Below are 17,259 nucleotides of genomic sequence, written 5' to 3' on the forward strand. Positions count from 1 at the left end.
GAAAACAGGACACCCAATTTGTCAGCAGTCTTGAGGGTAGTTCAGATCAGCCGAAAACCTCGCTCAAAGGAATGAAGTTGAGCAAGTCGCCCTCGGCAACGGTGCTGCCTTCACGCACTTCGATCAGGCCATCCGCCCAGGCCGCGCTGCGCAAAACGCCGGAGCTCTGGTTGCGATAGAACACTGCGCGGCCCTGTTCGAGACGGCCACGCAAGTACTCGCGACGGTTGCCCGGTTTGCTCCAGACAAAACCGGCCGGCACTTTGAATTGCAGAGGCTGCACCTCGCTTACGCCCTGACGGCGCAGCAGATAAGGTCGGGCGAGCAAGGCAAAGGTGACCAGGGTCGAAGCCGGGTTACCCGGCAGGCCGATCACCGGCACGCCGCGAAAATGACCGAAGGTCAGCGGCTTGCCCGGCTTGATCGCCAGTTTCCACAACGCCAGTTCGCCCTCTTCGCGCAGCGCGTGGCCGAGGAAGTCCGCCTCGCCCACTGACACGCCGCCGGTGGACAGGATCAGATCGACATCGTGCAAGGCGCCCAGGGCTGCGCGAGTCTTTTCCAGATCGTCCGGCAAAATCCCGGCATCGATCACCTCGCACTCAAGGCGCTTGAGCCAGCTGCACAGCAATACCCGATTGCTGTTGTAGATCTGCCCCGGCCCCAGAGGCTGGCCTGGCTCGACCAGTTCGTCGCCGGTGGACAGCACGGCGACTCGTACGCGCCGCACCACTTTCAGCTCGGCCAATCCCAAAGAAGCGGACAACCCCAGCTCTACGGGACCCAAGCGGGTGCCCGCAGCCAAGACCGTGTCGCCGACGCGGGTTTCCTGGCCCTGAGGACGAATATTCTGGCCTGGACTCAGGGCTTCGGTGAAACGTACGCGCTGGTCGTCCAGCACCTCGGCGTTTTCCTGCATTTCCACGCAATCTGCGCCTTGCGGCACCGGCGCGCCGGTGAAGATACGGGCGCAGGTGCCCGGCTCCAGGGGTTCCGGGGCTTGGCCGGCGAAAATTCGCTGGCTGACCCGCAGAGGCTCGCCGGCCCAGTCAGACAGGCGCAGGGCATAGCCGTCCATGGCGCTGTTCGGCCAGGGCGGGAGGTCGAGGCTGGAGACCATATCCTCGGCCAGCACCCGGCCCTGAGCCGCAGCCAGGGGCACGCTTTCATGTTCGTGAATCGTTGCAGCCTCAGCCATCTCCATCAGACGGGCAAAGGCCTGTTCAACCGGCAGCAGACTCATCGCGCCTTACCCACGGGTCGCGCAGGGTTCGGCCTGCTTGAGGTGCGGCACGAAGTTGCACGGGCGGAAGCGGTTATCCAGTTGCTGCGCAAGGATGCCATCCCAGCCGGTGCGCACCGCATTGGTCGAGCCTGGCAGGCAGCAGACCAGCGTGCCATTGGCCAGACCGGCCAGCGCGCGGGACTGAATGGTCGAGGTGCCGATATCCGGTACGGAAATCTGCCGGAACAGCTCGCCGAAACCATCGACCTGCTTGTCCAGCAGACAGGCCACGGCTTCCGGCGTGCTGTCGCGGCCAGTGAAACCGGTGCCGCCGGTGATCAGTACAACCTGTACTTCGTCATCGGCAATCCAGGTCGCGACCTGGGCGCGGATCTTGTACAGGTCGTCCTTGAGCAGCACGCGCTCGATCAGGCTATGCCCGGCATCGCTCAAACGGTCGACAAACATCTGACCGGAGGTATCGGTTTCCCGGGTGCGGGTGTCACTGACCGTCAATACAGCGATATTCAGGGGTACGAAGGGGGTGTCAGCCTTGGCTTTCATCGGCTCGATCCAGTTGTAGAGGAAACAGGCCGGTGTTATATCACAGCACTCCTTTTCACTGCCTCGATTGAGTCCGCGATGACCACTTCCAGCCCCCTGCCCCATTGTTCGATCCTGCTGCTGGCCGGCGGCCAGGGCCAGCGCATGGGCGGTCGCGACAAGGGCCTGATCGACTGGCGCGGCGAGCCGTTGATCCAGCATGTGCAACGTCTGGTGCGACCACTGACCGACGACCTGATCATTTCCTGCAACCGCAATATGGATCACTACGCCACCTACGCCGATCGTCTGGTGCAGGACAACAACGATGACTTCAACGGTCCGTTTGCCGGCATTCGCGCCGGTCTGCCGTTGGCGCGCCATGGCTATATGCTGGTACTGCCGTGCGATGTGCCGCTGATCGATGCTGACCTCGTTCAGGGCCTGCGTGAAACCGCTCACGCTCACCCCGGCCAGCCGGTCATGGTGCGCGATGGCGAGCATTGGCAACCGTTGCTGTGCATCATTCCAACCCGGCACGCCGCTGCCGTGGAGGCCGCCTGGCAGGCGGGTGAACGCAGCCCGCGACGAGTCATGGAGCAACTCGGTGGCATCGCCCTGCAATGCCCGGCGGGCGATCCGCGCCTGGCCAACCTCAACACGCCCGATTTGCTCAATCAGGCGACTCTCTGACACCATCGGCAATACTTCATGGAACTTGCCTTGCACGCAAACGTCTGAAACTTCAGTATTTGCAGAATTTCAACCGGAGACACAGTCATGATCAAACGGAATATTTACGCAGCCACGCTGCTCGCAGTGAGCCTGGCATCCCTGGCGGGTTGCTCTACGCCTACTGTGATCACGCTGAATGATGGCCGTGAAATCCAGGCTGTCGACTCGCCGAAGTACGACGAAAAGTCGGGGTTCTACGAGTTCAAGCAGCTGGACGGCAAAGAAACCCGCGTCAACAAGGATCAGGTCCGTACCGTCAAGGACCTCTGATTGCTTTAAGTTTCAATGTAAAAAAACGCCCCGACTGGTTCGGGGCGTTTTTTTGTGGGGCACTGGCTATTCAGGGCTTGAGCACCGTGGGAGCGAGGCTTGCCCGCGAAAGCAGCATTTCATGCGAAGAAGATGCGTTGGATGCACCGGCCTCTTCGCGGGCAAGCCTCGCTCCAACGGCCTCTCACCACGCAAGTTTGAGCTCACTCTCGAAAAACCGCCCCTGCCCCGTCACCGGATCGACAAAGCGCAAGCTCTGCGCGAGCAGTTTCAGCGGCTGGCTGAAGTCATCCACGGCATCCTTGAGCACGTCCGGATAGAATGGATCATTCTGAATCCCCGCCCCCAGCGCCGCCATGTGCACGCGCAACTGGTGCTTCTTGCCGGTCACCGGATACAAGCCATAACGCCACCAGTCGCCATTGCGCTCGCTGACTTCGATACGCGTCTCGGTATTGCTCGGCCCCGGCCCTTCTTGCATGCGAAAGAACGGCTCACCATCGATCAGACGGCTCTGGTGCAGGCGCGGGAACTCCAGCTCAGGCAAGGCGCGGGCGATGGCTTCGTAGCGCTTATCGATCTTGCGCGTAGGAAACAGCGCCTGATAAGCCGAACGAGTGTCCTTGCGCGCAGAAAACAGCACCAGCCCGGCGGTGTGCCGATCGATGCGATGCAACGGTACCAGGTCCGGATTGTCGAACCGGCGGATCAGACGACGCAGCAAAGTCTGCTCGACGTATTCCCCGGCCGGCGTCACCGGCAGGAAATGTGGCTTGTCGGCGACCACCAGATGCTCATCGGCATAAATGATCGTTTCCTCGACCGGGATCGGCGTCTCGTTGGGCACTTCGCGGAAATAGTGGATGCGCAGGCCCTCGCGATAGGCCAACTGCACCGTGATCGGCGCACCATCGGCGTCCAGCACCCGACCACGGGCGATGCGGTCCAGCCATTGCTCGCGACTGATCGCGGCAAAGCGCTCGCACAGGCAGTCGAGCACCGTGGCCCAGGGGCCGGGCGGCAGATACAGGGTGCTGGCCTGGTGGTCGGCAGCGTTGAAAACGGCGGTGGACATGAAGGACTCTCGCAAGCGACAAGCGCGCATTGTCCCTCAAGCATCCTCGCCGGGCTACGCCCGCTTGCGCTCGACACAGGCCTTGAGCCAGTGCAACACATCAACCGGCTGCCAGCGCGTGGCGTCATACAGGGCATACAACTGCCCCTGATAGCCCACCACTTCCAGGCGACGATGAAAGCCGGCGCGCTGAAACAAGGCTTCGACTTCGGCGAAACAAGTATTGAAATGCAGCCGGTTGAACGGTGTCAGGGATTCCAGCACCAGACCGTCCAGGCGCAGTTCGAGTACAGCTTCGCAGACCCTGTCAACAGGCATGCGATTGACGCTGGCTTTGAGTTGTTGGACGTTGACCATGGTGTCGCCTCTTCGCAGTTTTCCCATTCGTTCAATAGGGAATCGCCGAGGCTGTCAACATCGAGAACGCAAATCAGAAAAGGACTACACCTGAAGAAAGGCCACCACTTGATCGGCATTGAACGGCCAGTCCAGCTCGGCACCGGTATCGACCCGTCGCAGCACCGGAATGCGCAAACTGTAGGTTTCGAACATTGCTTCGCTTTCGCTGATATCCATCAGTTCCACCAGCAGGCCATACTCGACCAGCGGTAACAATTCGGCTTCGGCAATTTCACACAGATGGCAGCCCAGGGTGCCGAACAACTGGCATTCAGGTGGCATGCAATGACCCTCCAGCAGGGGAATGGGGCAGTCATTTTAGGACCGCCTGGCAAGCCTCGTCGAGGGGCCGCTCAGGTCGTCAGTCGTTCTCTTGACTTGAAGTGGCGCTTGCAGAATCGCGTGGCGCGGTCCAGCACCGGTTTTTCAAAACAGTGGTAGCCGACCCAGCCGTAGCAGAGCACGGCAATGAACATAAGGGCGAGAAAACCCAGGTTGTCCAAAGGGTTTGCGGGCCAGGCCCCCAGCCATTGCCAGATGCGCCCTATCACCCCCAGTACCAGCAAGTGCGACAGATAGAGGGTGTAGGACATGTCGCCGACTACAACCCAAAACTTCGGCATGTTCAGTCGTGCGCGTCGTTCCAGCAGCGCCAGGCTGAATACCAGACTGCCAAACACGGTGCCGACCAACAGCATGCGCACCGTCCCTTCACTGTCAAACAGGCGCAGCCAACCAATCAAGGCAATGCCCGGCACGACCAGCAACATCAGTAAGCCCAACACCATAGCGGTGGGAATCCGCGCACTGTGACGGCTATAGAACAACAGGGCCAGGGCCGCCCCGACAATGAACTCCAAGGCATAGGGATGCAGCATGATCTGCAACGCCGGGGCATAGTCGTGCCAATCCCAACCGCCATTGAACAACAGCAGAATCAGTGCCCAGGCTGCAAGCAGCAACGGTAGCCAGCGCTCACGCAGACACATCAACACGGTGAACACCAGGTAGAACCACAGCTCGAACACCAGGGACCAGGCGACCATCACCAGCAACACTTTGTCACTGGGCAGCAGCAGGAACGACATCAGCAGGTTGGAAGAGCCGTGGCTGCTATTGACCATGCCTGGTTGCAGCAGATAGACCGCCAGGGTCAGGAAGAAATACAGCCAGTAGGTGGGATAGATGCGCGACAGGCGATTGAACAGGAAGCGCTGGGACTGCACGGCATCCTGGAAACGCCCGCGACTGACGATCACCATGACGAAGCCGCTGATGATGAAAAACAGATCCACGCCCAGCTGGAAAAAATTCAGGAGGGACGGCAGCAGAATGTCGCCGCCGGAGTACTTGGCTTCGACCGACATCATGTGAAACAGCACAACGCCCAGAACCGCCACGCCCCTCAGGCCCTGCAGGGAAAACAGTCGCTCCATGCTCCTCTCCGTGCCCTGACCGGCCGCCCGCGACGGTGACCGGTACTACCAGACTGCGAACTGGAGCATAGGCGATGACTTGAAACAGCGCGTATTAATCAGCGCTGACCGCGCCAATCTTGTGAATCGACAGGTCCGCGCCGTAATACTCCTGCTCCTGGCTCAAACGCAGGCCCAGGGTAAACTTGATCGCGCCATACACGGCAAACCCGCCGAGCAACGCCACCAGCACACCCAGGCCGGTGCCGATCAACTGGCTGACCAGGCTCACGCCGCCAAGCCCGCCCAATGCGCTCTGACCGAAAATACCGCAGGCGATGCCGCCCCAGACGCCGCACAAGCCATGCAGTGGCCAGACACCCAATACATCGTCGATCTTCCAGCGCACCTGGGCCGCCGTGAAGCACCAGACAAACAGTGCACCGGCAATCACCCCGGTTGCCAGGGCGCCAATGGGGTGCATAAGGTCCGAACCCGCACACACCGCCACAAGCCCGGCCAACGGGCCGTTATGCAAGAAGCCGGGGTCATTGCGCCCCACTACCAGCGCCGCCACAGTGCCACCGACCATGGCCAGCAGCGAATTGACCGCCACCAGGCCACTGAGGCCTTGCAGGCTCTGCGCACTCATGACGTTGAAGCCGAACCAGCCGACAATCAGAATCCACGAGCCCAGAGCCAGGAACGGAATACTCGACGGCGGATAAGCCACCAGCCGCCCTTCCCGATACCGGCCATGCCGCGGCCCCAGCAGCAAGACCGCTGCCAGCGCCAGCCAGCCGCCCATGGCATGCACCACCACAGACCCGGCGAAATCATGGAAACTGGCGCCGAACGCCTGCAACAGCCAGGCTTGCAGGCCCAGGTTGCCGTTCCACACGACGCCCTCGAAAAATGGATAGACAAAGGCCACGATCAGTACAGTGGCGCATAATTGCGGCGCAAAACGTGCACGCTCGGCGATACCGCCGGAAATGATCGCCGGAATCGCCGCAGCGAAGGTCAGCAGGAAGAAGAATTTCACCAGAGCATAACCATGGTCGGCGCTGATCACCGCTGCGGGCTGGATGAAGTTCACGCCATAGGCGATCCAGTAGCCTATAAAGAAGTAGGCCAGCGTCGACACGGCAAAATCACTGAGGATCTTGGACAAGGCATTGACTTGGTTTTTCTGCCGGACCGTACCGACTTCCAGGAATGCAAATCCGGCATGCATGGCCAGTACCATGACCGCGCCGAGCAAAAGGAACAGGGTATTGGAGCTATGGACCAGGGTGTCCACAGCGCTTTGTACATTTTCCATCGAGGGGGCAGACCTGCAAGTGAAGGAGAAGCACCAAAACGGAACATTGAACCTGTCTGCGCACCGATTTGGCGCCACCGCCTGATTGAGGCAGAAGTGGCCCGCGACCCTATTTAGCGCAGCAGAGCGTTATTCGCTTGGTTTTTTTCTCGAATTTTATGGTTTTAAAGTAAAGTTTCGGTTTTTACGCCGCCACCCGCGCCCTTGATTGGCGCGATCGCCTCCCTGGCGCACCAACAGGAAGCAAAAGCTGTACCAGTCGGCAACGCGGGCTTGCGGCACATGCCGACTGAACCTTCGCCAACCTGCTGTACTCGAAACATCCATACGCCAACGAACGGAGACTCACATGGCACGCGTTAACGCTCAAACCGCACAAGAAATCCTCATGGCTGACTTCCAGACCCTGGTCGCCGATGCAGAAAAACTGCTCGCCCACACCGCGACCCTCGCCGGTGACCAGGCGGACGAACTGCGCGACCAGATCAATGAAAGCCTGCAACAGGCCCGCGAGACCCTCAAATTGACCGAGGAGTCGCTGCGTGAGCGCGGCAATGCCGCGATGACCGCCACCGAAGACTACGTGCAGAGCAATCCCTGGCAGTCGGTAGGTATCGCCGCCGGGGTCGGGTTTCTACTCGGCCTGTTGGCCACTCGGCGCTGATCCTGATGAGCCAGGAAAACGAATCCGGCCCATTCCCCGAGCAATCGGGCTCTTCGATACGCCGCCTGGGTGCTGCCTTTCTCGGCCTGCTGCACAACCATGTGGAGCTGTTCGGCATCGAGTTGCAGGAACAGAAGGCACGTACCCTGAGCGTGCTGCTGTTCGCCGGGCTGGCGTTGGTCTTCGCCCTGCTGCTGTTGGTCGGCCTCTCGGCGCTGGTACTGGTCGTACTGTGGGACACCTATCGCCTGGCGGCGGTCATCGGTCTTTGCGTGTTCTACCTGTTGGCCGCATTGTTCTGCGCCTTGCGCCTTAAATCGGCGATTTTCGATGAATCCTCGCCCTTCGAGTCGACTCTTGAAGAGCTGGCCAATGACCGGGAGCGACTGCTGCCATGAGCCTGCCCGAACTGCCCAAAGGCAACTCCCGCCGCGAACTGCGCAAGGCGTTGATTCGCCTGCGCATGGAAATGCACCGCCAGGAATTGCGTCACGAATCCAGCCAGTTGCTCAATCCCCTGCGTCGGGCCCGCCATATGGCCCATGATCTGCCAGGTAGCCTGGGCATCAAGCATGCACCGCTGTGGGGAGTGGCCGCCGTGACCCTGCTGGGCTTTCTCAGCGGCAAACGCGCCAAAGGACCGGGAAACGGTAACTTCTCCCGCTTCGTCAAGCTATCGGCCAGCCTGATTCCCCTGCTCAAACTGGCTTTGCAGAGCAATTCTCGCAAACCATAGTGGCACTTTGGCTGCATTCTTGCAGTTGGCTACATTCTTGCTACAAGCCCTCCTTGCCCGCGCAGGCCTGACTTGCGCGGGCAATGTTACGAAAAAACCGTAACGCCTTGATTTTTTTAACTATAAAAGGAGGCTCCGTGATCGATGGGCAACCGCTAGCCTGCTTTCAGCCGTTCATCGATACCGCGACGGGACGTATTGCAGGTATTGAAGCGCTAGGACGCCTGCGCCAGGAAGATGGCCAGTTGCGCTCGGTCGGCCCGCTGTTCGCCGATCCCAAGACGCCCGCCGTGGCCCTGCGCAAGCTGGACCGGATCGTGCGCGACGACGCCTTGAGCCGACTGCATGAAGTGCCGGATGACTGGTTCCTGAGCCTGAATATGTCACCGCGCTGGATCAATCGCCTGCGCCCCGGTCAAGCCCTGCCCAGCCTCAAGCAACTGCAACGTCATGGCGTAGCACCTTCGCGCATCGTCTTTGAGATCACCGAACTGGGCGGCGACAGCCAGCGTCTGGCCGATGTCGTGGCACGCTACCGAGAAGCCGGTGCGCGCATTGCCATCGATGATTTCGGCGCCGGGTATTCGCAACTGGATCGCGTACTGTCGTTGCAGCCGGACATCCTCAAGCTCGACATGCGTCTGTTCCAGGCGGCAGCCAGGGGCGGCCCCAGCAGCGACGTGGTCAAGGCCCTGGCGCAAATGGCCGAGAAAACCGGCTGCTGGATCATCGCCGAAGGCGTCGAGACCGAAGCCGAGCTGGACTTTGCCCTGGAATGTGGCTCGCGCTATGTACAAGGCTTCCTGTTCGCCCAGGGTGAACTGGAGTTTCGCGCCGCCGATGCCTTCGTCAGCCAGTTCGCCGAGCTGCGCGACCGCTACGTGCTCGGTAAGGTGGCCGAAAGGGCACGATTGATGAACCTGCGCCAGCGACTCGGCACGCTGATGGGCGTGTTGCAACAATGGGCCGAAGGCCAGGCCCCCATCAGCGCGCTGCCGGCCTTGCACGACTATCCCTGGCTGCTGCGTTTCTATCAGTGCGACCGTCACGGCACGCAACTGACGCCCAACCTGGAATGGCGTGATGGCACCTGGCAGGCCGATACCCGCTACGTTGGCCATAACTGGTCGTGGCGCCCGTATTTCTATCACCTGCTGGCCGAAGGCTGGGACGAGCGGCGCCTGACCCTGTCCAACACCTACCGCGATGCCACCAGCAACCAGTATTGCCTGACGGCGGGCCAGTTCTTCGACAATGGCCAGCGCCTGTTACTGATTGATATAGACGCTGCGGGAATGTAGGGCGAGGCCCCTTGCAGCGGGCAGGGCAAACCCTGAAGCTAGGGACCTCACCTCGATGGAGTGCACGCCTTGGATTGGCAAACCCTGCTTAACCGCGAACGACTCGGCAAAACCCTGCACAGCCCCGAGGAACTGGGGCGCAGTCCTTTCCATAAAGACCATGACCGGATCATCTTCTCCGGCGCCTTCCGCCGCCTGGGGCGCAAGACCCAGGTTCATCCGGTATCGAGCAACGATCATATCCATACTCGCCTGACCCACTCCCTGGAAGTCAGCTGCGTCGGCCGGTCCCTGGGCATGCGTGTCGGCGAGACCCTGCGCAGCGCCCTGCCCGACTGGTGCGAGCCCAGCGACCTGGGCATGGTCGTGCAATCGGCCTGTCTGGCCCACGACATCGGCAACCCACCCTTCGGCCACTCCGGTGAAGACGCCATCCGCAACTGGTTCAACCAGGCCGCCGGACGCGGCTGGCTGGATGCCATGAGCGATACCGAACGCAAGGATTTCCTCAATTTCGAAGGCAACGCTCAGGGCTTTCGGGTCCTGACCCAACTGGAATATCACCAGTTCGACGGTGGCACCCGGCTGACCTACGCCACCCTCGGTACCTATCTGAAATACCCCTGGACGGCCAGTCACGCTGATTCCCTGGGCTACAAGAAGCACAAGTTCGGTTGCTATCAGAGCGAGCTGCCGATCCTCGAACAGATCGCCCACAAGCTCGGTATCCCGCAACTGGAAGACCAGCGCTGGGCGCGGCATCCGTTGGTCTACCTGATGGAGGCCGCCGACGATATCTGCTACGCCCTGATCGACCTGGAAGATGGCCTGGAAATGGAGCTGCTCGACTACGCCGAAGTCGAAGCCCTGCTGTTGGGACTGGTAGGCGATGACCTGCCCGACACCTATCGCCAGCTCGGCCCCAACGACTCCCGGCGCCGCAAGCTGGCAATCCTGCGCGGCAAAGCCATCGAGCACCTGACCAACGCCGCTGCCCGGGCCTTTGTCGAGCAGCAGGATGCCCTGCTGGCCGGAACCCTCAGCGGCGACCTGGTCGAGCACATGCACGGTCCGGCCAAGCGCTGCGTGCTCAGCGCCAAGGACATGGCGCGCAAGAAGATCTTCCAGGACAAACGCAAAACCCTGCACGAGATAGGCGCCTACACCACCCTGGAGATCCTCCTCAATGCCTTCTGCGGCGCGGCGCTGGAGCAGTTCGGCGGGCGCACGCCATCGTTCAAGCACCGGCGCATCCTCGACCTGCTGGGCAACAGTGCACCGAGTCCGGACTGGTCACTGCATGCCTCGTTCCTGCGCATGATCGATTTCATCGCCGGAATGACCGACAGTTACGCCAGCGAAATGGCCCGGGAAATGACCGGGCGTTCAGGCCCCATGTAAGGACCTGGCCGGGCGGATCACATGTTCCATCTGCCCGGTCCCTACCATGGAGCTGCCCTCCCCCTCCCCATCTTCAGAAATTTCCTACACACCAAAAAGAAACGTCTGATCGTCGCTTCGCGGCAGCTGCCGAATAATCCCGCCCCTGCACATTCGCGCACCATTGGCTTGCTGCCTGCCGCGCAAGCACCTCGCCGGAACGTCCCGATGTTTAAAAACAACCTGCGCATCCTGCTGGTGGAGGACCACCCTTTCCAGCTGATTGCCACACAGATACTGCTGAACAACCAGGGCTACTTTCTCCTGACCCCCGCCCTGACAGCCCGGGAAGCCCTGCAGGAAATGGAGCGAGCGGCACGGCCCTACGATCTATTGTTATGTGACCAATGCCTGCCGGACCTGATGGGCCTGGCCCTGATCGAACAGGCCCACCGACGCAGCCTGATGCGCAACGCCATCCTGCTCAGTGGCCTGGCTGACCCGCAACTCGATGACCTGCGCAGGCAGGCCATGGAACTGGGCCTGCCGCTCCTGGGTTGCCTGAGCAAGCCCCTGCATGGCCCCGACCTCAGCGAACTTATCGCCCACTTGGATACAGCGCCAGACGTAACAGCCTGATCCCCCTCGCCGCCACTTCCCCGCTCGTCAGGTTGATTCCCGCCAGAGGTCGATCAACCTGCCCTCTGCCACCCTGTCTTCCAGACCTCCCGGTTAATTCGCCGACCTATAACCTTTTATTGCAGAAGCTTGCGACATAAATGAGAGCATCTATATCCAAATGTAATAAACAGCGTGCAACTGAATAGCCAAAATCTCGCGAAAAGTCGGCAGCATTTATAAACATTTACAACATGATCCGGCCTTTTACGTATTCCAATTCGCTATTTCTTGTAGGAACTTTCCTATAAAGGCTCCTTGAGGCAGTCCATTAATGTGCCTGCCCGAATATCTGAGCTAAGGTGCGCGCTTTCTTCTTCGTTGTTTGTATGGACTTAGCTATGAACTCAGTTTTTATCATCGATGACCACCCCGTTATTCGTCTTGCCGTACGCATGCTTCTGGAAAACGAAAACTATGAAGTGGTAGGCGAAACTGACAATGGCGTCGACGCCATGCAAATGGTCAGGGAATGCATGCCCGACCTGATCATTCTCGATATCAGCATTCCCAAGCTCGACGGTCTGGAAGTACTGGCCCGCTTCAATGCCATGGGTCTGCCATCAAAAATTCTGGTGCTGACGGCACAGACTCCCGCGCTGTTCGCCATTCGCTGCATGCAATCGGGGGCGGCGGGTTATGTGTGCAAACAGGAAGATCTCAGTGAATTGCTCAGTTCGGTAAAAGCTGTATTATCCGGCTACAATTACTTCCCAAGCCAGGCACTGGCTCCGGTCTACCGTGCAGACGGCCAGCCGAGCGAAGTCGAACTTTTCAAACTGGTCAATGATCGCGAATTGATGGTATTGCAGTTATTCGCCCAAGGGCGGAGCAACAAGGAAATTGCCAAAGGCATGTTCCTCAGCAATAAAACCGTCAGCACATACAAGACTCGACTCATGCAAAAGCTCAGAACGAAAACCTTGGTAGAACTTATCGAGATGGCAAAACGCAACGCGCTAGTGTGAGAAACCGGATGCCCACGCGCCTTAAACACTGTTTGATTGTTGCTGTAAGCATTTGCCTGGGCGCAGGCTCGTCGGCAGGGCTGGGAGCGGCTGAACACTACACCCTGCTCAGTCGCTCGAGCCCTGCCCACATGAACGTAAAACTGGACGATGCCCAATGGGAGTGGGTGCGCAATAAACGCGAACTGATCCTGGGCACCTCCGCCCCCGACTATCCGCCTTTCGACCTGACCATTTCCGGCCAGGACTACGAAGGATTCACCGCCGATTACGCCGGCATCATCTCCAGCGCCCTGCACCTGTCGATCAAGGTCCGTCGCTTCGACTCCCGTGAAGCCGCCATCGCCGCCCTCGCAGCCGGGCAAATTGACCTGCTGGGCAGCGCCAATGGCTATGAGGCGGTGGAACGCGATCTGCGACTGTCCACGCCCTATGCGGTCGATCAACCCGTGCTGGTCAGCCGTATCGGCGAAACCCGCCCCTTGAACCAGGGGCTGGCGGACATGCGCCTGAGCATGGTCTATCACTACCTGCCGCTGAACGAAATAGAGGCGCTGTATCCAAAGGCGCGACTGATGAGCTATCCCTCATTCCAGAGCGCCATCAATGCTGTCGCCTTCAACCAGGCCGATGTTTTTCTCGGGGATACCATCTCGACCCAGTACCTGATCAACAAGGGCTACCTGAACAACGTGCAGATGGCCAACTTCGGCAAGCACGAGCCCACTGGCTTCAGCTTCGCCGTGCGCAACGACGAGACCCCCCTGCTGGAGGTCATCAACCAGACCCTGAAAGCCATCCCCCTGGACGAACGGGTCGAGATTTCCAAGCGCTGGGGCGCTGGCAGCGACCTGATGCTGACGGACCAAAGACTGCAACTGACCCCGCGTGAAGAACGCTGGATCGCCCAGAACCCCGTTGTCCGGGTGGTGTTCAACGAGGCGTATGCACCGCTGACCTTCTTCGACGCCAGCGGCAATTTCCGCGGCATCACCGCAGACCTCCTGGAACTGGTGCGGCTACGCACGGGACTGCGCTTCGAGTTCAACCGCTCCCCCAGCATGGCCGACATGCTCAATCAGGTCGGCCAGGGGCAGGCCGACCTGATCGGAGCAATGATTCCCAGCGAAGAACGACAGCAGCGCTTCAATTTCAGCCGTCCCTACATCGACAACTCGTTTGTACTGGTCACTCGCCACTGGCCCGCCAACCCTCAGCATCTGGAGCAACTGGCAGGCAAGCGGGTCGCCATTGCCCAGGACAGCCCTCTGGGGCCTTATCTGCGCCAGGGCTTTCCCGAGGTCATCCTCATCGAAGCCGACAACCCGTTTCAGGCCCTGGACATGCTTAGCCAGGGCCGGGTCGAAGGCGCCATCACCTCGCTGGTCAGCGCCAACTATTTTGTGTCCTCGGGGATCTTCAACAAGCGCCTGCAAATGACCGCAACGGTAGGTGAAGAACCGGCCCTGATCTCCATGGCCACATCACGCAACGCCCCTGAGCTGACGGCCATCATCGACAAGGCCTTGTCCAGCGTCACCCCCCAGGAGCTGGCCGTAATCAACAATCGCTGGCGCTCCTATACCCCGGCCAGCGGCATGTGGCACGACTACCAGCGCCTGATCTACCAGATCCTCATCGGCGCCGGCCTGCTGCTGCTCGGCTCCCTGGCCTGGAACGCCTACATGCGTCGCCAGATCAAGAAACGCGAGGCCGCCGAGCGGGCGCTCAATGACCAGGTCGAATTCATGAGCGCACTGGTCAACGGCACACCGCATCCGATCTACGTGCGCGACCATCAAGGTCTGTTGCGCATGTGCAACGACAGCTATCTGGAGGCGTTCTCGGCGCGACGTGAGGACGTGATAGGCAAAAGCGTCACCGAAGGCATTCTCAGCAACAGCGTCGAGGCCCGGGAGTTCGCCGCCGATTACCAACGCGTAATGTCCAGAGATGCGGCAATGTTTTGAATATTTTCTTTTATTTTCAAAGGGATGAAGCCATAAAAGACCGATTTATTAGTGACGATACACGTCGGTTCCTCACCTAACAAAATCAATGAGTTATGGTTGTGTTTTGGGGAAGATTTCCCAGCTCAACCGCCCTCCCCGGCGTCCTGCCGACGTTCAAAACACCCTTTCATCACCTGACACTCGTCATCCATCCATTATCTCGATTACTGTATATCCAAACAGTATCGGATAACCCACATGTGCATCGACTACGAAGCCGAGAACTGGCTCGGCAATCCGACCCGGGAAGAAATGCTCGAGCACCACAACAAGCTGATCGAGGCCGAGAACGAACTCCTGCGCCAGGAGGTTGACCGGTACCGGAAGAATCAGGCCAAGCTGATCGACATGGTTTCGGCATTGACGATCGAGCGCGATCGGTTGGGCAAGGATCTGGAAGCCACAAAAACACGCTTGTCTGAAACCAGCAGCCAGAGCTATGAAAGGATGCGGGAGATCAGTGAGCTACAGCGCGTCGTATCACAGCGGGATGCGATCATGCGTGATTACGGAGTGCCTGAGGTCTTTTTCGGATCGCCGCGTACTGAATCATAAGCCGCCTCACACGCCAGCCCGGCTATTCGGGCTTCTTCGCTACGGCCTCGTAACTGCGCTGACAGGCAAATCCGGCCCGACGACTTGCTGTAAGCGCTGACGCCAGCTCTCCCGCGTATCCATCAGCTTCTGTTCGCAACTGGGCGAGCAGATCGGCAAGGTCTCCGATTGTCTTGCCTCGGCTGGCAAGGCGGGCACTGAGGGTGGCTCTATCGGCAAGCAGCTTGCTGGTTTGGTCGCGCAGGCTGTCATTGTCAACACGCTGCCGAGCAGCAAGAACGTCATCCACTGTTTTCTGATTGGCTGCATCGGTGCGTACCTGGTCAATGTCACGTTGGCGTTTCTGTTCCGTTTCGCGGGCTTCTGCCTCGGCCTTCTTCGCCGCCTCGGCAATGTCGGCCTTGTATTCGGCGTATTCAGCCCTCACTCCGGCCAGCTCAAGGGTCTGGTATCCAAGCACCACCGCCAGAGCGATGACCAGCGCCAGCAGCGCCCAGGCCCATATAGGAACCAGCTTGAGGATGGCGCTCATACAGCCCCCAAGAACATCGCCCGCTCAGCCGCCCGGCGCGCAGTCAGCCCGGCCATTACCTTGCCCGCCGCCTTGTTCCAGCGCGCGAACTGATCGCCGGCCGCCGCGTAGTCGCCAGCGTTCAGCAACTTCAGCAGCGTGGACGATTCAAGATTGGCAGCCCCCAGGTTGTAAATGAACGACATGAGCGCGTCCCATTGGCCTTGTTTGAGCGGCACCTTCACCAGTGCGTCGAGCTGCGGCTCGAACCGGGCAATGTCGTTCAGCAGCATCCGCTCAGCCTGATCAGCCGTGATCGTCATGCCCTTGGTCACGCCACGGGTTGAGCCGTAGCCGATTGTCCATGGATCCCCGCCCGTCGCAGGGTCGGGGTACGCGGTCAGGCGTAGTCCCTCGGACGACTTGATCAGGGCCACGCCCTTCTGTGATGTTCGCATTCCACTTTCCTCAAGACGAAAAAAGCCCGCTCAGTGGCGGGCCGGATAGCTGAAATTTGTAGTCGCCAAATTCAGGGCGAAGAAAACCCCGAACTTGTCGGGGTCTTCGTGTAGCTCCAGTGGCCGCCCAATCGGACACCCAGGTAGAAGATCAGCGCCCGCCAACGCGCAGTGCCATCGCCCGTGGTCAGTGCTCGGTAATAGACGGCATCGCACTCGCGCCGGGATAGCTGGCCGGTGGTGTACAGCAGGTCATGCAGGATTGAGGCGCGCATCCCGTAGCCGACCAGCAGTCCATACAGCGCGAGGGCGATCAGCGCCACGGCCAGCAGCGACCAGCGAATCCACGGATGCGAGTCGACCAGCGTCCCACCGGTCAGCGCCGTGATTGCGCACCACCGGCAAATCTCCCGCAGGATGCGGATCGATGCCAGATCGCTGACGAACGTGTCCGGCACAACGAGATCACCATGCACGGGATCGTTGAAGGCCATGGCCTGGCGCATCTCGACGTCCCAGCGGCTGATGAAGCGGACATCGGGCTTTACGTCGAACTTGCCCACGGCTGTCATGACGGCCTCACATAGGCATACACCGGGACGCCTTCAACGCCCGCGTACTCCGGGAGCAAGCCCTCTTCCAGAATGCCGGTGATCTGCCGGGCCGACAGTTTCACCTCGGTAAGCGTGGGCACGCCGATCATCGACATGAACACCGGCACATCGCTGATCGTTGTCAGTTGGGCAAAGCCGACTACATTCGGCGGGCTGGTCAGCTCAAGCGCCGAGTAGTCCACGGTGAATGTGCCATCTGCGCCAGTGACGCCGCTGTAACTGAAAACCATATTCGCCAGCAGAGTGGTCGTCTTGGCGCTGAGTTGCGCGCTTACTTGCGACAGGTTGGTGGTAGTGGTCGCCAGTTCGTCGGTCGTGCTTGTCAGCGATGCCGCTCGATTTACCAGCGAATTAAACGTACTTGCCACATTCGTCAGATATGCAGAGTTGTACATA

General features: G+C 59.9%; 21 protein-coding genes and 1 pseudogene. 11 read left to right on the forward strand and 11 right to left on the reverse strand.

All coding sequences use genetic code 11. The annotated features are described in order from the left end of the window. Nucleotides 1-46: 46 nt before the first annotated feature. On the reverse strand, nucleotides 47-1,243 hold the full coding sequence (gene glp, locus M2401_RS03830) for a gephyrin-like molybdotransferase Glp (RefSeq protein ID WP_259099973.1): 1,197 nt from the start codon (nucleotides 1,241-1,243) through the stop codon (nucleotides 47-49). A 6-nt stretch (nucleotides 1,244-1,249) separates the two neighbouring features. After that, nucleotides 1,250-1,789: a molybdenum cofactor biosynthesis protein B gene (moaB, locus tag M2401_RS03835; RefSeq protein ID WP_259099974.1), complete on the reverse strand. Its 540-nt coding sequence runs from the start codon at nucleotides 1,787-1,789 to the stop codon at nucleotides 1,250-1,252. Between the two features lie 78 nt (nucleotides 1,790-1,867). Between moaB and mobA the strand changes: the two genes are divergently transcribed. After that, a complete protein-coding gene (mobA, locus tag M2401_RS03840) occupies nucleotides 1,868-2,461 on the forward strand; it encodes a molybdenum cofactor guanylyltransferase MobA (RefSeq protein WP_259099976.1) in 594 nt (197 codons plus the stop codon). 87 nt (nucleotides 2,462-2,548) lie between these two features. Continuing rightward, nucleotides 2,549-2,773, forward strand: a complete 225-nt coding sequence (locus M2401_RS03845; RefSeq protein WP_259099978.1) for a YgdI/YgdR family lipoprotein — start codon at nucleotides 2,549-2,551, stop codon at nucleotides 2,771-2,773. 184 nt (nucleotides 2,774-2,957) lie between these two features. Here M2401_RS03845 and M2401_RS03850 read toward each other — a convergent pair whose 3' ends face one another. The 5 genes from M2401_RS03850 to M2401_RS03870 form a co-directional block, all read right to left on the reverse strand. Then, nucleotides 2,958-3,848, reverse strand: a complete 891-nt coding sequence (locus M2401_RS03850; protein WP_259099980.1) for a pseudouridine synthase — start codon at nucleotides 3,846-3,848, stop codon at nucleotides 2,958-2,960. Between the two features lie 54 nt (nucleotides 3,849-3,902). Further along, complete coding sequence (locus tag M2401_RS03855; RefSeq protein ID WP_259099981.1) at nucleotides 3,903-4,205, reverse strand: transcriptional regulator; 303 nt, start codon at nucleotides 4,203-4,205, stop codon at nucleotides 3,903-3,905. Between the two features lie 84 nt (nucleotides 4,206-4,289). Next, entirely contained in the window at nucleotides 4,290-4,529 is a 240-nt protein-coding gene (locus M2401_RS03860; RefSeq protein WP_259099983.1) for a glutaredoxin family protein, read from the reverse strand. A gap of 71 nt (nucleotides 4,530-4,600) precedes the next feature. Then, nucleotides 4,601-5,683, reverse strand: a complete 1,083-nt coding sequence (locus M2401_RS03865; protein WP_259099984.1) for an acyltransferase — start codon at nucleotides 5,681-5,683, stop codon at nucleotides 4,601-4,603. A gap of 94 nt (nucleotides 5,684-5,777) precedes the next feature. Next, nucleotides 5,778-6,986, reverse strand: coding sequence for an ammonium transporter (locus M2401_RS03870; protein WP_259099985.1), 1,209 nt, complete (start codon nucleotides 6,984-6,986; stop codon nucleotides 5,778-5,780). Between the two features lie 349 nt (nucleotides 6,987-7,335). On the opposite strand from M2401_RS03870, the gene M2401_RS03875 reads away from it, so the two are divergent. The 9 genes and pseudogenes from M2401_RS03875 (at nucleotide 7,336) to M2401_RS03915 (ending at nucleotide 15,280) form a co-directional block, all read left to right on the forward strand. Next, nucleotides 7,336-7,650 (forward strand): YqjD family protein, encoded by a 315-nt coding sequence (locus M2401_RS03875; protein WP_259099987.1) that lies wholly within the window; start codon nucleotides 7,336-7,338, stop codon nucleotides 7,648-7,650. Nucleotides 7,651-7,655: 5 nt separating this feature from the next. After that, nucleotides 7,656-8,048: a phage holin family protein gene (locus M2401_RS03880; RefSeq protein WP_259099989.1), complete on the forward strand. Its 393-nt coding sequence runs from the start codon at nucleotides 7,656-7,658 to the stop codon at nucleotides 8,046-8,048. Continuing rightward, nucleotides 8,045-8,386: a hypothetical protein gene (locus tag M2401_RS03885; RefSeq protein WP_259099991.1), complete on the forward strand. Its 342-nt coding sequence runs from the start codon at nucleotides 8,045-8,047 to the stop codon at nucleotides 8,384-8,386. Before M2401_RS03880 ends, M2401_RS03885 begins: the two co-directional genes overlap by 4 nt. Nucleotides 8,387-8,523: 137 nt before the next feature. After that, nucleotides 8,524-9,687: an EAL domain-containing protein gene (locus M2401_RS03890; RefSeq protein WP_259099993.1), complete on the forward strand. Its 1,164-nt coding sequence runs from the start codon at nucleotides 8,524-8,526 to the stop codon at nucleotides 9,685-9,687. Between the two features lie 69 nt (nucleotides 9,688-9,756). Continuing rightward, on the forward strand, nucleotides 9,757-11,088 hold the full coding sequence (locus M2401_RS03895; RefSeq protein WP_259099995.1) for a deoxyguanosinetriphosphate triphosphohydrolase: 1,332 nt from the start codon (nucleotides 9,757-9,759) through the stop codon (nucleotides 11,086-11,088). 207 nt (nucleotides 11,089-11,295) lie between these two features. Continuing rightward, nucleotides 11,296-11,706 carry a response regulator gene (locus tag M2401_RS03900; protein ID WP_259099998.1) on the forward strand — a complete coding sequence of 137 codons (411 nt, stop codon included), beginning with the start codon at nucleotides 11,296-11,298 and terminating at the stop codon, nucleotides 11,704-11,706. Nucleotides 11,707-12,086: 380 nt separating this feature from the next. Continuing rightward, a complete protein-coding gene (locus tag M2401_RS03905) occupies nucleotides 12,087-12,713 on the forward strand; it encodes a response regulator transcription factor (protein ID WP_259100813.1) in 627 nt (208 codons plus the stop codon). An 8-nt stretch (nucleotides 12,714-12,721) separates the two neighbouring features. Next, nucleotides 12,722-14,677 (forward strand): annotated as a pseudogene (locus M2401_RS03910) (transporter substrate-binding domain-containing protein); the annotation flags it as partial. A gap of 246 nt (nucleotides 14,678-14,923) precedes the next feature. Continuing rightward, the gene (locus tag M2401_RS03915) at nucleotides 14,924-15,280 is read left to right on the forward strand and encodes a hypothetical protein (RefSeq protein WP_259099999.1); all 357 of its coding nucleotides are present in this window, start codon (nucleotides 14,924-14,926) and stop codon (nucleotides 15,278-15,280) included. Between the two features lie 22 nt (nucleotides 15,281-15,302). Here the strand turns inward: M2401_RS03915 and M2401_RS03920 are convergent, their stop codons facing one another. The 4 genes from M2401_RS03920 to M2401_RS03935 form a co-directional block, all read right to left on the reverse strand. Then, complete coding sequence (locus M2401_RS03920; protein WP_259100001.1) at nucleotides 15,303-15,812, reverse strand: DUF2514 domain-containing protein; 510 nt, start codon at nucleotides 15,810-15,812, stop codon at nucleotides 15,303-15,305. Continuing rightward, nucleotides 15,809-16,249: a lysozyme gene (locus M2401_RS03925; RefSeq protein WP_259100003.1), complete on the reverse strand. Its 441-nt coding sequence runs from the start codon at nucleotides 16,247-16,249 to the stop codon at nucleotides 15,809-15,811. Before M2401_RS03925 ends, M2401_RS03920 begins: the two co-directional genes overlap by 4 nt. 71 nt (nucleotides 16,250-16,320) lie before the next feature. Continuing rightward, nucleotides 16,321-16,821, reverse strand: a complete 501-nt coding sequence (locus M2401_RS03930) for a DUF1353 domain-containing protein (RefSeq protein ID WP_259100005.1) — start codon at nucleotides 16,819-16,821, stop codon at nucleotides 16,321-16,323. After that, nucleotides 16,818-17,258 carry a hypothetical protein gene (locus M2401_RS03935; RefSeq protein WP_259100007.1) on the reverse strand — a complete coding sequence of 147 codons (441 nt, stop codon included), beginning with the start codon at nucleotides 17,256-17,258 and terminating at the stop codon, nucleotides 16,818-16,820. Before M2401_RS03935 ends, M2401_RS03930 begins: the two co-directional genes overlap by 4 nt. Nucleotide 17,259 lies beyond the last annotated feature (1 nt).

Source organism: Pseudomonas sp. JUb42, assembly GCF_024807945.1.
In the GTDB taxonomy this organism is placed as follows: domain Bacteria; phylum Pseudomonadota; class Gammaproteobacteria; order Pseudomonadales; family Pseudomonadaceae; genus Aquipseudomonas.

Coding starts and splice junctions, on each gene's coding strand:
- glp (WP_259099973.1), bottom strand. CDS start 1,243: ATGAGTCTGCTGCCGGTTGAACAGGCCTTTGCCCGTCTGATGGAGATG.
- moaB (WP_259099974.1), bottom strand. CDS start 1,789: ATGAAAGCCAAGGCTGACACCCCCTTCGTACCCCTGAATATCGCTGTA.
- mobA (WP_259099976.1), top strand. CDS start 1,868: ATGACCACTTCCAGCCCCCTGCCCCATTGTTCGATCCTGCTGCTGGCC.
- M2401_RS03845 (WP_259099978.1), top strand. CDS start 2,549: ATGATCAAACGGAATATTTACGCAGCCACGCTGCTCGCAGTGAGCCTG.
- M2401_RS03850 (WP_259099980.1), bottom strand. CDS start 3,848: ATGTCCACCGCCGTTTTCAACGCTGCCGACCACCAGGCCAGCACCCTG.
- M2401_RS03855 (WP_259099981.1), bottom strand. CDS start 4,205: ATGGTCAACGTCCAACAACTCAAAGCCAGCGTCAATCGCATGCCTGTT.
- M2401_RS03860 (WP_259099983.1), bottom strand. CDS start 4,529: ATGCCACCTGAATGCCAGTTGTTCGGCACCCTGGGCTGCCATCTGTGT.
- M2401_RS03865 (WP_259099984.1), bottom strand. CDS start 5,683: ATGGAGCGACTGTTTTCCCTGCAGGGCCTGAGGGGCGTGGCGGTTCTG.
- M2401_RS03870 (WP_259099985.1), bottom strand. CDS start 6,986: ATGGAAAATGTACAAAGCGCTGTGGACACCCTGGTCCATAGCTCCAAT.
- M2401_RS03875 (WP_259099987.1), top strand. CDS start 7,336: ATGGCACGCGTTAACGCTCAAACCGCACAAGAAATCCTCATGGCTGAC.
- M2401_RS03880 (WP_259099989.1), top strand. CDS start 7,656: ATGAGCCAGGAAAACGAATCCGGCCCATTCCCCGAGCAATCGGGCTCT.
- M2401_RS03885 (WP_259099991.1), top strand. CDS start 8,045: ATGAGCCTGCCCGAACTGCCCAAAGGCAACTCCCGCCGCGAACTGCGC.
- M2401_RS03900 (WP_259099998.1), top strand. CDS start 11,296: ATGTTTAAAAACAACCTGCGCATCCTGCTGGTGGAGGACCACCCTTTC.
- M2401_RS03905 (WP_259100813.1), top strand. CDS start 12,087: ATGAACTCAGTTTTTATCATCGATGACCACCCCGTTATTCGTCTTGCC.
- M2401_RS03915 (WP_259099999.1), top strand. CDS start 14,924: ATGTGCATCGACTACGAAGCCGAGAACTGGCTCGGCAATCCGACCCGG.
- M2401_RS03920 (WP_259100001.1), bottom strand. CDS start 15,812: ATGAGCGCCATCCTCAAGCTGGTTCCTATATGGGCCTGGGCGCTGCTG.
- M2401_RS03925 (WP_259100003.1), bottom strand. CDS start 16,249: ATGCGAACATCACAGAAGGGCGTGGCCCTGATCAAGTCGTCCGAGGGA.
- M2401_RS03930 (WP_259100005.1), bottom strand. CDS start 16,821: ATGACAGCCGTGGGCAAGTTCGACGTAAAGCCCGATGTCCGCTTCATC.
- M2401_RS03935 (WP_259100007.1), bottom strand. CDS start 17,258: ATGTACAACTCTGCATATCTGACGAATGTGGCAAGTACGTTTAATTCG.